This is a genomic window from Ancylobacter sp. 3268, from assembly GCF_031456575.1.
In the GTDB taxonomy this organism is placed as follows: domain Bacteria; phylum Pseudomonadota; class Alphaproteobacteria; order Rhizobiales; family Xanthobacteraceae; genus Ancylobacter.
This window is the reverse complement of sequence record NZ_JAVDUX010000017.1, coordinates 9,098-22,491: the sequence shown is the minus strand read 5'-3', so window position 1 is coordinate 22,491 and position 13,394 is coordinate 9,098. Positions and strand designations below refer to the sequence as shown.

At 67.0% G+C, this 13,394-nt stretch carries 11 protein-coding genes; 2 read left to right on the top strand and 9 right to left on the bottom strand.

The window, feature by feature from the left end:
- Window positions 1-258 precede the first annotated feature (258 nt).
- Window positions 259-429: a hypothetical protein gene (locus J2X65_RS21185; RefSeq protein WP_310204582.1), complete on the top strand. Its 171-nt coding sequence runs from the start codon at window positions 259-261 to the stop codon at window positions 427-429.
- An 11-nt stretch (window positions 430-440) separates the two neighbouring features.
- Window positions 441-1,223 (top strand): exodeoxyribonuclease III, encoded by a 783-nt coding sequence (gene xth, locus J2X65_RS21180; protein WP_310205424.1) that lies wholly within the window; start codon window positions 441-443, stop codon window positions 1,221-1,223.
- Window positions 1,224-1,343: 120 nt separating this feature from the next.
- Here xth and J2X65_RS21175 read toward each other — a convergent pair whose 3' ends face one another.
- The 9 genes from J2X65_RS21175 to J2X65_RS21135 all read right to left on the bottom strand — a co-directional run bounded on the left by J2X65_RS21175 (window position 1,344) and on the right by J2X65_RS21135 (window position 13,123).
- Window positions 1,344-1,769 carry a hypothetical protein gene (locus tag J2X65_RS21175; RefSeq protein ID WP_310205421.1) on the bottom strand — a complete coding sequence of 142 codons (426 nt, stop codon included), beginning with the start codon at window positions 1,767-1,769 and terminating at the stop codon, window positions 1,344-1,346.
- 447 nt (window positions 1,770-2,216) lie between these two features.
- Window positions 2,217-2,675 (bottom strand): hypothetical protein, encoded by a 459-nt coding sequence (locus J2X65_RS21170; protein WP_310205417.1) that lies wholly within the window; start codon window positions 2,673-2,675, stop codon window positions 2,217-2,219.
- 99 nt (window positions 2,676-2,774) lie between these two features.
- Window positions 2,775-3,101, bottom strand: coding sequence for a hypothetical protein (locus tag J2X65_RS21165; RefSeq protein WP_310205414.1), 327 nt, complete (start codon window positions 3,099-3,101; stop codon window positions 2,775-2,777).
- A gap of 502 nt (window positions 3,102-3,603) precedes the next feature.
- Window positions 3,604-4,053: a hypothetical protein gene (locus J2X65_RS21160; RefSeq protein ID WP_310205410.1), complete on the bottom strand. Its 450-nt coding sequence runs from the start codon at window positions 4,051-4,053 to the stop codon at window positions 3,604-3,606.
- Window positions 4,046-4,408, bottom strand: a complete 363-nt coding sequence (locus J2X65_RS21155) for a hypothetical protein (RefSeq protein ID WP_310205407.1) — start codon at window positions 4,406-4,408, stop codon at window positions 4,046-4,048. The genes J2X65_RS21160 and J2X65_RS21155 overlap by 8 nt, the downstream gene beginning before the upstream one ends.
- Window positions 4,405-8,790 (bottom strand): hypothetical protein, encoded by a 4,386-nt coding sequence (locus tag J2X65_RS21150; RefSeq protein ID WP_310205404.1) that lies wholly within the window; start codon window positions 8,788-8,790, stop codon window positions 4,405-4,407. Before J2X65_RS21150 ends, J2X65_RS21155 begins: the two co-directional genes overlap by 4 nt.
- Window positions 8,787-12,209: a M15 family metallopeptidase gene (locus J2X65_RS21145; RefSeq protein ID WP_310205401.1), complete on the bottom strand. Its 3,423-nt coding sequence runs from the start codon at window positions 12,207-12,209 to the stop codon at window positions 8,787-8,789. The genes J2X65_RS21150 and J2X65_RS21145 overlap by 4 nt, the downstream gene beginning before the upstream one ends.
- Complete coding sequence (locus J2X65_RS21140) at window positions 12,209-12,649, bottom strand: hypothetical protein (RefSeq protein ID WP_310205397.1); 441 nt, start codon at window positions 12,647-12,649, stop codon at window positions 12,209-12,211. The genes J2X65_RS21145 and J2X65_RS21140 overlap by 1 nt, the downstream gene beginning before the upstream one ends.
- On the bottom strand, window positions 12,650-13,123 hold the full coding sequence (locus J2X65_RS21135; protein WP_310205395.1) for a hypothetical protein: 474 nt from the start codon (window positions 13,121-13,123) through the stop codon (window positions 12,650-12,652).
- Window positions 13,124-13,394: the final 271 nt, after the last annotated feature.

Sequence of the window (13,394 nt, the reverse complement as noted above, 5' to 3'; positions counted from 1 at the left end):
GCCGAGTCCGCCATCGTCGGGTCACGTGATGCGGCCTTCCCGCTGCCGCATGGACGAGGCGACAAATTCCACCACGGCTCGCCGACGCCCGATCCCCGTGGCTTGCCGAAGGCGCGTAATATGGTGGACCCGTATCTCCATCTCGACGAGATCAGGGTGAAGACGCGGGATTTTCGGTAGCGAGCGACGCGGAACCGCGACTCCACTGCGCGACTTTCCTGTTCAGCAGCCGCTGGAGCTGCCAATCAGGAGAACCCCATGAGCAAGCGCGAACTCATCGACACCGGCACCGACAAGCGTTATGTGCGCCGCGACGACGAAGGCCGGTTCAAGGAATCCGACGATGTCGGGCGCTCGCTGGCGCAGGACGTGCGTAAATCGGCCAAGACCAAAGTGAAGTCCGGCGAGGGCGACAGAGGCGACCGCTGACGCGCACCGCGATGAAGATCGCGACCTTCAACGTCAACGGCGTGAACGGCCGGCTCCCGGTTCTGCTGCGATGGCTGGCAGAGGCGGAGCCGGACGTCGTCTGCCTGCAGGAGCTGAAGGCGCCCGATGAACGCTTCCCGCGCGGACAGATCGAGAAGGCTGGCTATGGCGCCATCTGGCATGGTCAGAAAAGCTGGAACGGGGTGGCGATCCTCGCCCGCGGAACCCAGCCGATCGAGACGCGGCGCGGACTGCCGGGCGATCCGGATGACGGCCACAGCCGGTATATCGAGGCGGCTGTCGCTGGCGTGCTGATCGGCTGCATCTACCTGCCGAACGGCAATCCCGCGCCCGGGCCGAAATTCTACTACAAGCTGCGCTGGTTCGATCGTCTGACGGAATATGCGTCAGAGCTGCTGTCGCTGGACGTGCCGGTGGTACTGGCGGGGGACTACAACGTCATGCCGACGGATCTCGACGTCTACAAGCCGGAACGTTGGCGAGACGACGCTCTGTTCCGACCGGAGGTCCGGAGCGCCTATCACGCCCTGGTCGCTCAGGGGTGGACCGATGCGCTTCGCACGATGCACCCGGGAGAGCGCATCTACACGTTCTGGGATTACTTCCGAAACGCATGGGGCCGAGACGCCGGGCTGCGGCTGGACCACCTGCTCCTGAGCCCGGCGATTGCCGATCGCCTGCGTGCTGCCAATGTCGATAGGGCGGTTCGCGGCTGGGAGAAAGCGAGTGACCACGCGCCGGTCTGGATCGAACTCGCCGACCAAACGGCATGACCGCCTAAGAGCGGCGATGACAACCGCACCCCGCGGTAGAGTGCGCCGACCGGCTGATCGATGGTGAGTCGGCGCCACAACGATGCGCATGGGAAACCACGCGCCCGGCTCATGGCCAGCTTAGGAGTGCAGGAGCCGCTCCGCTTCATCAAGGGAGCGGCCACAGGCGGTTGCATCGCCTGCGGCGTCCGCCTTTTTGGCCGACGCCAAAGCGTTGCTGACCTCCGCTGAAACAGAGCCTCCGCCCTGCGCCGCCGTTGGCTGGCCAGAGGTCTGCGCGCGCACGTCGGCCGGCGAGGCCGCCTTGTCACCCACGGTCGCGTTCATGCCGGCCGTGCCGCCAGTGCCGGGCGCTTCGCCCGCCTTGGGTACTCCCGCATTCGGTTGGCTACCGCCCGTGCCCGGCGCCTGAGTCGGCCCTGAGCCGGCATCTTTCATCGACATCGACTTCTCGATCGATGCGATCCGATCCGTACAAGGACCTGCGTGAGCAGCGCTCGCCAAACCGACAAAGGCGAGCCCCGTGATGATGATAATGCGGTTCATAACGTTCCTCCCTGCCATCCGTGTGGCCCAGGAAGAACGGTTGAGAGGGCATTCCGTTGCGTGATCCACCGCCGCCGGCTGCCAGGGTGGTAGTACCTTCCTGTGCCGCGCTACAGGGCCATAAGCAAAAGGCCTTCACGACCAGACGCGAGCTGAAGAGAAGGGCGTCAGCAATTTCAGCCTTGGGTGTCCGCCCTGAAGAATCGAAACCCTCCGCGCCGCCGGTGTGGATCGGGCCGTTCGGAGCTAGGAGCAGCCAAGCTCGCTCGATCTCGGATGGCGCCGAGTTCGATGCTTGCCGCTGTCCATGCTGAGATCCGGCCAGGTTCTCAACCGGTCGCATCGATGCTCATGCGCAACGCCCGCGAGGGGCAGGCTCTGGACGCGGAGTTGAACGGCGGGGGACGGTGGCCGTGATTGCCCGCCCCCCTAACGAACTGAAGGCAGCTATTGCTGTGGGGCGCCAGGCGGATTCAGCTGTGTGGCCTTCACGGTCGCCTGAACGATCGATTGAAGGTCTGCGCCCAAGCCAAACTGCTGGCCGCCATAGGCCATCGCGGCAATAGCCAGCCCGAGGACGGCGACAGCCGCCAGCCAGATGTTAAGACGAACGCCGCTCGTGGCGCGCTCCACATGATCCAAGCGGGCGCCGATCGACTTCATGTCACCGCTGAGTTCCGCGCGCATTGCTTTCACTTCGCCGAGGAGCTCCGCGAACTTTGTATCGGTCCGAGCCTCGGCGGCTTCCAGCTTGGCGTCCATCTCTTCGCGGGTCATGTCGGAAGATGTTGCATCTTGCTCGGTCGATGGCAAGGAGGGCGCGTTCCTCACATTCTCCTGACCGCGTACACGGTCAGGAATCTGCTGGAGAACACCGCCCGCTGCGGATTTGTTGGCGGCGGACATTGACCCTCCCCCGTAGACACGTCGGCGATCATTCGACGCAGAGGCAGGGCGTCGCGGAGAAAACTGCAGGTTATTCGTGGTATCGAGCATCTATCTCTCTCATGCTCGGTCTGCTGCGCGCGCGGATTTGAGTTGTTCAAAATATTGAGCGGCTTCGCTGTCGTTGGCGATCATATCATTGATGAATTCCCCCATGAAAAGATAGGTGTCCATCATCGATTGCGTAGACAGGGCAATTTCTACATCGAGCGTGGCAACCCGTTTCTGATGCCCAGTTCGGAATGACCAGCTAAAAAACGTCAACTTCGTAATGCTGTCGCCTCTGTTGATGTGGGCCAAGCCATCTGAAAAATAGGTTACTAGCTTGTCGGAATAATAATCTACAGAGGTTTTTGAAGCTTCATCTTTCGGCTGCTGATCTGACATCGCTTACCCCCATCACCCAATCGCCCTACGGCAGACGCACGCCACTCTGGCGAAATCGTTCGCATGACGAAGGTGGCACGTAAAGCGATATCGTATCGTGCGTTGCCGGCCGGGTTTCGGGCGGCGGACTGTGGCGATGAACCCGCAGGACCGCCGCCATGCCCTTCTTCGTGCCCGATCGGCTGATTGCATGATCAACACGCTGTGAGCGTCATCCTCCGGCTCCCGTGAACAGGAGCCAGCCATGCCGCGCCGTCTCAAGGAAATGCCGCTCTTCCCTTCCGAAGCCGAGATTGCTTACGAGCTCCTCGGTGATGCGAACCTTGTCCGCTGGAAGCCGCTGGCCCGTGAGTTGGAGCGCCGCGGCATGCCGCAGATCGATCCGGTGTTCGGCCGCCGCTACTGGCCGGCGATCAAGGCGTGGCTGGATCGGCGCGCTGGGCTGTCTACCATGATGGTGCCGTCCAAGGTGGACGGAGAGGCCGATCGACTAGCGGGGGTGTCAGTTGCTGCCCGTCGGCTTGCGCCTCGCCCGTCGGTTCGCGGCCGCCTTCAACCCGCCGAGACGCCCCATTTTTTGCATAATGGCGCGCTCGCGGGCGTCAACGGTCGGGTTGCGCGGGGCTGTGAGCTTCAGCGCTTTCCGCCCGTCGCGCGGCCTGATGATGATGTCGAACCCGTCAGGATACAGAGCTTGCATGACCAGATCGAGGGTCGGCCAGCTGGCCTGACGACCGGACGGTGTGTCGGGGTGCAGCATTTTGGCCGTGTAGCCGTCCTGCACCCCCGACAGGTCGTCGCAGCGCCACATGGGAAGGCCAAGTTTGCGGATGCGGTCGTGAAGCTGGGCGGCGAGCGCGCGATAGACGTCAGACACCGCCGGGCGCCGCGGCTCGGCGGGCGTGCAGGTCGTGACCTCGTCCAACAATTCGGGCGGGGAGCGATCAAGCAAGGATTCGTGCCTCTGAGCGGAACGCCGACACGATGGTCGAGCCGCCGCATCGATCGCAACGCACAGCGACGCCGAGTTCGGTCAGCGGCACCGTCAGCGTCTCCGCCGCCAGGGTGGCAATGTCGCGATGCTCGGCCCGTCGGCAGGCCGGGCACCAGACCGAGACGCGGTTGATGCCGTGGGTGACGAGGCGCGCCAGCGTCATCGGTCCGGTGGCGGGTAGCACGGTCGGCTTCTGCGGCGCGTGCTGGGTGCGACCGCGCAGGACCTCGCTCGGCGTGTAAGGCCGATAGGGCGACCGCTCGATCGACCACCCGCCGCTGTGGCGCCCACGGGTCCAATCCAGCTTGGTCATCGGCGCCCCGGAAGGCTGAAGGCATCGGCAAGTCCGTGCTCGGCGCGATCCAGCGCCGTGCTCAACCAAAATACGTTATTATATGGCGCCATCCGCCGGGCGAGGCGCAGATCGGTGGCGCGCATGTCGCCGGCGGCAATCGCGCCCGATATCTGCGCCACATCACCGGCCAGGTCTGCCGTCGGTCCGCCGAGAACGCCATAGATGTTTCGCGACTGATATCGGCTGGCATATTCGCCGGTGAGCGCCGACAGCCCGACATGGCCCCGCGACAGCCGCTCGGAGATGTTGTTCGCCTCCATCAACCAGCCGAGGGCGCCGGAGCGGTCGATGCCCTCGATCGCCCAGGTGACCGGATCGTCGGACACGTCGCGGCCGTACATGGCGGAGCGGATGCCATAGGATGCGGCGCCCAGCCCGACCATCATCAGGAGGCCGCTCAGTGCATGCGCGTCGCGCTGTTGCAGGCCGGCGAGGAGGATGCGCTGGGTGGACGCGACGGCAAACCCCTTGAACTGTCCGACCAGCTTGCCGAGCTCGGTGCTCATCCACAGCGGCTTGTCCTGGCCCGGCTTGATGATCACCCGGTCGACCTCGCGCACTAGCGCGCCGCGGAAGGCGTCGATGGCACCGCGGTCGGCCCAGGCCTCGGTGTTCGGCAGCCGCAGCTCGCGCACCGTGTCGCCGCCGCCTTCGCGAGCGAACTCCGACCAGATGCGCTTGGCCATTGGCTGATCGATGCCGGAGGCGGCGAGTTTCTCGATCTCCCGGGCCGTCGCCTTACCGAGCGACGCCGCCTCAGCGGCGCGCAGCATGCCGTTCATCGCGATGAGGCTGGTCACTTGCTGCATCACGTCGGTCCAAGGCGCCATCAGGCTGACCATGCCGAAGTTGCTGGACATCCCGTGGATGGCGCGCTCGAATTTCGAGGTGCGGCCGTAATCATCCATCAGATCGGCGATCGCGAGTGCCCGGCTGTCGAGCGCCATGTCGATGGCGGTGCCGGCCAGTTGCGCCTCGCGACGGGCGATCGGGCGGACGTCCTTGAAGCCGGCGATGAACGGAATCCAGCCATCCCGGAAGGTGCGGGCGAGGCCATATTCCATCACCGGCCGGCCGAGGTCCGGGATCGACGAGATGGTTACCCCGCCCATCAGGCGGAGATAGTTGAGGCTCCTCGCGATCCGGCCGGCGCGGACCAACAGTCCGTCAGGGTTTGACGGCAGGGCATAGACACCGCGGATGCGGTCGCGCACCGCGTCGAGGGTTTTGAGATCGCGATCGGCTCCCTTCTGGATCGCCAACCGGTCTTTCGGCGTGACCGCCTCGGCGAGCCGGCGGTCGCGCTCGTCCACAATCTTCCGCTTGGCCTCCGTCAGGTCGAGATCGCCGAAGTTCCGGATGATGGCGACGTCCGGCGCCAGCGTCCGGGTGTAGGCGCGCGCCAGGACTTCGATGTCGTTCTCAAGCCAGGGCTCGAGCAGCGCGTCCGGGATGGCGAAGGAGCGGCGCGCCAGCGGGCCGCGCACATCCTCCGGCTTCGCAGGGCCGGAGCGGCCACCGCCAATCTCATAGGGAAGCCGGCCCGCCGGGGTACTGATCCAGTGATCCACGATCTGCGAGGCCTGCGCGAGGAGTTCGTCATCGCTCATGTCCTTGCGCGCGGCGGTCATGGCGCGGATGGCGCCCTCCAGCACGTCGTCGGAACCTTTCTCCAGCGGTGCATCGGCGGAGACCGCCCGCGCCGCCTTCTCGCGCGCCCGCAGCTCGGTGCGGAACTCGCGGGTGGAATCGCCCTTCCAGCCGGCTGCCTCGCTCTCGATCTTGCCGCGGAGCTCCGCCTGACGCCGGTCGACATTGGCGAGCAACTCCTCAATGAGAGCGCGGCGTTCTTCCATCCTGCCCAGGCGCTGTTCCAGCAGGCCAAGCCGGCCGACATTGGCACGGGCGGCAACATCTGCCTCCGCCCCGCGGGCGCTCGCCGTGCCGAGCCGGCGCTGCTTCTGGTCCCGCGCCGCCCGCGCATCGGCGATCTGCTGCCGCACCTGCGCCAGTGCGTCCTTCTGCACGAACAGGTCGCCCTCCACCTGCTCCCGCCGCGCCTGCACCGGCACGCCCTCGCCGGCGGCCTCCAGCTCGGCCGCAATCCGGTCGAGGTCATCCAGCGTCACGAGGTCCGCGCCGGATTCGATCCGCTCGTCGCGCAGCACCTTGCCGACATCGGCGACCGTCTTCGGCTGGATGCCGGCGCGGCCGAACACCTCCGACCAGGCGTCGGCCAGCGCGGTGACCTGCTGCTTCTGCACATCGACGCGGGTGTCGACCCACCAGTCGGGATCCTTGCCGCGCGTCGCATCGGCAATCCAGTTCAGCACGTCATTCGGCTCCGGCCGCTCGGTCAGCCGGCCGCCCGAGGCTTCCATGATCCGCTCGGCCCAGGTATCGGCATCCGCGCCGTTGCCGCTGACCAGCCCCGGCCGCGTGCGCACATCGCCGCCCAGCGCGGCCAGCACGTCGCCGCCACCGTCCTCGATGCCGCCGCCTCGCACGATCCACGACAGGAAGGACGGCGCCTTGTACGGCTTGCGCCGCCCCACCACGATCTCCGCCGCCGCCCGGTTGTCGCCCGACAGGATGCCCTTGATCTCGTCGGCTTCCGCCTGCCGCAACTGCGCCTCGGTCGGCGGCCGGTCGGCGCGGCGCAGATCGACCAGCTCTGCTTCCATCCGATCGATCATCTCGCGCGTCGTCGGATCGGCGGCGATGTCGCGCATCTCGCGGATGAAGGTCTCGTCGTCGGCGATGGCCTCCGAGATCAGTTCCTGCCGATCGGCGAGGACGTCGCTGCGGCTGGTGGCGCGTCGAACTTCCATGGCGCGCTCGTCGAGACGGGCGGAGAGCTTGCCGCCTGAAACCTCCAGCCGCTCGAGCTGCGCCTGCAGCTTCCTGGCGCTGTCATCGAGCCCGCGCCGCTCCGTGAGCAATCCGCCAAGCCGCTCCTGCGTCGCGGCCTTCGCGGACTGATCGGCGCGCAGATAATCGGTGATGACCTGCTGCACGGCGGGACGCTCGGCCCGGACCTTTTCCCGATCCGGCAGCCGGTGGAGATAGCTCTCCGCCGTCTCGATGCCGACATCGGGATCGAGCGCACCGACCTCGACAGCCGCCAGCCGGCCCGGATCGAACACCTTGGCGCGCATCGCCTGGGCAGCGGCGGCGACCTGCGGAATCTCGTGCCGATCCCCGCGGCGCATGGCCTTGGCGATTTCCGCCTTGAACTCGCTGTAGGTCAGCTCGCCCTCGGAGCGGCCGGTCAGCCGGGCGAGCTCGGCGCGGGCAATGTCAAAGGTCTGGCGCGGGCGGCCGAACCGGTACTGCGAATAGAGATCGTCGACATCCTGCAGGCCGCGCGCGAGATTGCCGTACGACATTTTCACACGGGTCTCGACCGAGCCGCCGGGTGCCGTGGCAATGCCAGCCGCGTTCTTTTCCAGGGTCAGCGGCGTCTCGGCCAGCATCTCGATGGCGCGGCGGCTCTCGACGAAGTTGCTGGTCTGAAGCCGGAGCATGGGGTCCTGGAATCGCAGAGCCTCCGCGGCACCGAGCGCACCCTTCAGCGCGTTGTCGCCGGTCTGCGCCTGGGCGGCGCCGATCGAGCTGTCGCGCTCCGCGACGAAGGCATCGTCACCGGCGGCGCGGTCGACGGTGCGGGTCGACAACTCCCCGGTCTCGATGTCGCGGCCGAACCGCTCGAAGTCGGCACGATGCACATAGGCGCCGACCGCCCCGCCGAGGATGCCGCCGAGCACCGCGGTGCCGGCGATGTTGGCGGCGCTCTCCTCCCAACCGCGGCCCGGCTGCACCGCCTGCAGTAGCCCTTCCTGAACCGCCGTCGCCGCCGCACCCGCTGCGCTCGCCATCAGCGCCGAGCGGGCGATAGTGGAGCCGATGCGAACACCCTTCACGATCTGCGCGCCCGGGATCAGCGTGGTCGGCGACAGAATACCGGCCGAAATTCCGGCCAGCGTGCCCATCCAGCCGCTGGCCGCCATGGTCCCCAAGTCGCGCTCGCGCTCATCGATCCGCGCGCGGATGGCGTCGCTCTCCGCTTTGCTGCGCGAGCCGAGGAAATCGCTGCGATAGTCTCTGCCGTATTTGGTGCCCTCGATATCGGCACGCAGGTCATAGCTCGGGTCCGGCGCATAGGCATCGCGCTCCTGCAGCCACCGGGCGACGTTGACGACGTCGTTGTCCAGCCGGAATGCCGCCGCGAAGGTGTCGCCGACGCTCGGCGCCGGACGGACCGGCTCGGGGCCGGTACCGGTCGGCGCACGGAAGCCGAGAGGACCCGCATCGTCATCCATCGGCACAACCGGCATCATGGCTCTCCGCTGATGGCGTTGACCTTCGGCTGGCCGCTGCCCCAGTCGGCACCGAGGTTCTGCTGGAGCCGGCCGAAGAAACCGGGTGCTTGCGACCACTGCGCCGCCTCGGCGCGAGCCTCGTCGAACTGGAAGCCGACGCGCTTGCCATCGGCCTCGCGCAGAACGTCCCACGCACCGTCCGGCCGTTGGAACACTACCTCGTAGCGCGGTGCCTTGCCGGCGCTCGCGTCGCTATCGGTCTCGCGCGCCGCGACAAGCTGGTACGCCGACGCCTCGCCCGCCGGGCGGCTCTGGGTGAATTCCTGCCACTGCGCCGACATCCAATCATGCGAGCCGTCGATGGTGGGATAGTATTTCTCCGGCGGCCGGCGCATCAGCGCGCCGCCGGCGAACTCGGAGGCTCCCCACACCTTGCTGAGCATCTTGCCCGCCATGCTGCTGGCGGCGGATTCGTCGCCGGTCGCCGCGTAGGCCTCACCGAACAGCAAACGCGCCTCGACGCGTAGACGAGCCATGGCGTCCGGGTTGCTCGGCGCCGCCGGCTGATCGAACGGGAGCCAGCTGGGATCGAGCATCGACAGGATCTGCCCGTCGCTGAATTTCTCGGAGATCGTCTCCGCCTGCTTGCGCTGTTCCGCGCGGGCCTTGGCCTTGAGGGGATCGGCCTCCGCCTTCACCGCCTCCGCCAGCTCGGCCGGGCTCTTATAGGCCAACCAGCTTTGCCACAGCGCGAGGCGCTTCTCGACGTCGCCGGCAAAGGCCCGGCCGAATCCGACCGGATCCGACGACTGCATCCGATCGAGCGCCCCGAAGACCGCCGTCATCTTCAGCGGATCGCTTGACCGCGTCAGCCCGTCGACCGCTTCCTTGACCTGCGGTATCGCCATCGTCAGGGCGAACGTCTGCTGCGGCAGTGTGGCGCCGAGCGCGCCGAAGGTGCGAGCCACCATGTTGGCGTCGCCGGTCCGCAGCACGCCCGCGAGGTTTGCCGCCTCGCCGAGCGATAGGCCGGGCACGGCGTTGCGGCCGAGACGGCTGGCATAGACGCTGGCATCCTGCGCACGCGCCCGCAGAGCGCCCACCAGTTGTTCCGGCGGTGCCGACCAGTTGATCAGCGTCGGCCCACGGCCCCAGTTGCCGACCTGGCCGCGGGCAATCGGGTCGTTCTCCTCCAGCTCCGCCAGCTTCTTGCGACCCGGCTCGACGTCACGCAGCATCGACTGGGCGACGCTGTCGCCGTTGGCCGCACGCGCATTCCAACCGGCGATCAGCGCCTCGCGCGCTTCCGGTGTCCATTCGCGGAACGTCGCCGCCAGCGCGCCGGTGCGCATCGAGGTCGCGGCCTTCTCGCGCTGCGCCGGAGACAGGGACGGCCACATCCGCTCGATGGTGTCGACATTGTCCGGGGTCATGCCCCAGAAGTCGGCACTGCGCTCCATATCGGGGAAGATGCGGTCGAAAAGCTCCTGCTGGCCCTTCATGTAACCCTGCAGGACGGCAGGATCCATGTTGGCCGCGAGGTCCGCGCTGCCGCTGCCGCCGGCCATCTTCTGATCGGCCCACGCCACCACCTGGCCAGCGGTCATCCCGCGCAGGAAAGGATTGGCGGCGATCTTGTCCGGCGGCAGCACCCGTTCAATGGGCGTCGACGGATCGGCCTTGAAGATCTGCACGCCGCCCGCCGGCCCGGCGAAATGAGCGAGGTAGACCGTTCCATCCCGCGCAGGCACGCCGGCGTTCGTCAGGAACTCGGCGTTATCCTTCGCATAGGCGTTGGTCATCTCCAGCGACAGCGCCGGATCGGCACGCAGCGCCAGCACCTGCTGCGGCGTCCGCCCCTGATAAAGCTCGGGGCGGTGAGTCCGCACGGTCGCGAGCCAAGTGCTATCGATGAACTGTCCGCCGCCGAAAGCCGACGAGAGCGGGTTCTGCGCAGTCGGATCGAAGCTGGATTCGACGCCGGTGATCTTGGTGCCGATGTTCGCACTCAACCCGCCGCCGCGCGTCTCCGCGACCTCTACGTGCCAGTTTTCGTTCGCCAGCGGGAACTTCAGCCCGTGAGCGCCGGCGTTCTGGTGCAGCCAATCGACGACCTCTTTCGGGGCCTTGCTCAGGCTCTCGCCATTATAGGACAGGTCCGCCGCGTCGCCGTGATTATGGTTGGACCGGCCCGGCGGCGCGACCCACTTCCGCGCCTCTGCCTCCGAGCCGCGCTTCGCCACCTCGGCGTTCCAAAGCTGCTGCTGCCGCTCGGTGGTGCGGAAGCCCGAATAGACACCTAGCTTCTCAGCAATGCCGGGTGGTGCCGCCTGGATCAGGCGGGTGAGCCGCACCGACATATCGGGCGACATGCCGTCCACCGCCGCTGCTGCCTGCCCGCCCGACAACCGCGTGCGCAGGAAGGTCTTCGCCTGATCGACATTGGCGGCCGGCATCGTTGCCTGGCCAACACGACCGGCGCGGGCGACGCCGAGCAGATAGCCCTGGTTGACCTGCAACTGGCGTTCGACCCGCAACGCCTCCAGCGGCGCCTTCAATGCGCGGAGGCGATCGATGACCGAGCGCGCCTCGTCGTCGAGGCCGGCGACGCCGCGATCGAGCATCGCGAGGACCGGCTTGGCGACCTCGATCACGTCTTTCACGCTCTCGCGCCGCCAAACTTCTTTGCTGCGTAGCGAGGCCTCGGTGACGTCAAGATATTTGCGCTGCTCTGCCGGGCGTAGACCGGACTTCGCCAGCGTCTCCTGCGTCTCCTTCAGCGCGCCCTCGAAGCCCTTCGCCTCGTAGGAGCGATCCGCCGCGATAACGATCGCCTCGCCGGTAGCGCGGCCGAACAAGTTCTCCCGCTGCAGCATCACCGCGTCCGGCGCCACCATGCCGCCGTCAACGCGGGTTTTGGTGACGCCATCCCACGCCTGCATCGCCGCGGCGAATTTCGGCGAGCTCATCCCGTCTGTCGCGGCAATCGCGACGACGTCGTCTTCCGCAAGCTTCTGTCGGGCGATCAGATTGTCGTCGGCCAAGGACCGATCACGGACCAGCTTCTGGTTCGACAACGAGGAGAACGCCGCCATGCCCTCGTCAGCAAGGTTCTTCCGCAGATGCGGCACCAGCCCCGGCGTCGCCGCGCTCAGCCGGCCGTCGGTATAGCCTTTCCAGTCAGCGTCGAAGCCGGCGGGGTTGAACTGGTTCTTCGCCTCGAGCTCGATCCGCTTGCGACGTGACTCCGTCTCGGCTTCGGCCAGTGCGCCCGCCAGCCGCAGATGCTGCTCACGCTCGCCAATGTCGGCGATCCGCTCGCCCGCGCGGGCGACCTGCATCCAGGCGCTCGCGGACGAGAAGCGATCACCGTCGACCACGCCCGGCGATTGGGCGAGAACGCCGGTTTGAGGAATGGGAAGTCCGGTCCCGGCCATCAAACGCCCCGCATTAATTTATAACCGCCGCCGGCGAGCGTCGCCCCGGCGTCCATGTAGCCGCCCAAAAGCGTGTACTTGGCCTTCTGACCCGCCATCGACGCCGACATGCGCGAGCTATCGGCCTTCAGCAGGTAGTTGAGCCCGGCCTGCTTCGCGTCGCGCGTGCCCTCCGACGCCACGTCGGTCAGGATCGCCATGCCCGTCGGCGACGACATGCCGACGCCGCGGCCCGCGCGGATCGATTGCATGGTGCCGAGCTGGCTGGTCAACTCCTCGCGGCGCCGGGCCTCCTCTTGGGCGGCGGCCGTCCGCTGGATCTGCTCGTCGCGCTTGAGCTGCTCCTGCTCAAACCTCGCCGCGCGCGACTGCTCTTGTGCCGCCATCGCCTGGCCAGAGGCAGATAGGACCGTGCCGGCGACCAAAAACAGCGTTTCCATCTACTGAACGCTCCCCTCCGGCCGCAAAGCCGCGAGACGTTCCGCATCCAGCCGATCGGCATGGCCAGCAAGAAAATGGCGGATCAGCGCGGCGACATGCTCGCGCGGCGTCCCGTGCTCCAGCAGATCCAGCGCGCCCCGTAGTGCGACGAGCGGATCGGAGAACGGCTCCGGAGAGACCACAGGGCGCGAACGATGTGCCGCGATAACGGCGAGGCTCTCGACCAGATTGAGAGCGGGAGCATCGGTCGAAGTGGTATCGCGAGGCTCCGAAATAATTTGGGTGGTGTCGAGGGCGAGAGGGCCGGACGACGATGGTGCGGCGGATTTTGACCCCCCGGCCCCTGCTGGCGCGCGCTCTATTGCGAGCACCCCCAGGGGCGGGGTCGCCGCACCCGATAGCCGGTCGAACGCATGGGCGACGGCGATGGCGATCCACTGGTCGGCGAGGTGCTTGGCGGGATTGTCCGGCATCGTGTTCTCCTTCGGCACCGGCCGGCCAGGCCCAATGCGCTCGGGGATCGTGTGGAACGATCGCCGGGCCGAAGGAGAATTCGGGGAGCGGAGATCGCATTCCGCCTGGCCGGGCGGGCTGATGTCGTGTGAGCAGGATGCGCGGCGCCGGCGGGCGAGCCCAACGCACAGGCGAGGCTGTACGGAAAACGTCGGCGCAAATGGCCTCTTCCGACCGAGCGACTGCAATGATTTGCAGGTGGCCTCTTGCCTGTACAATAAACAGTCGTAT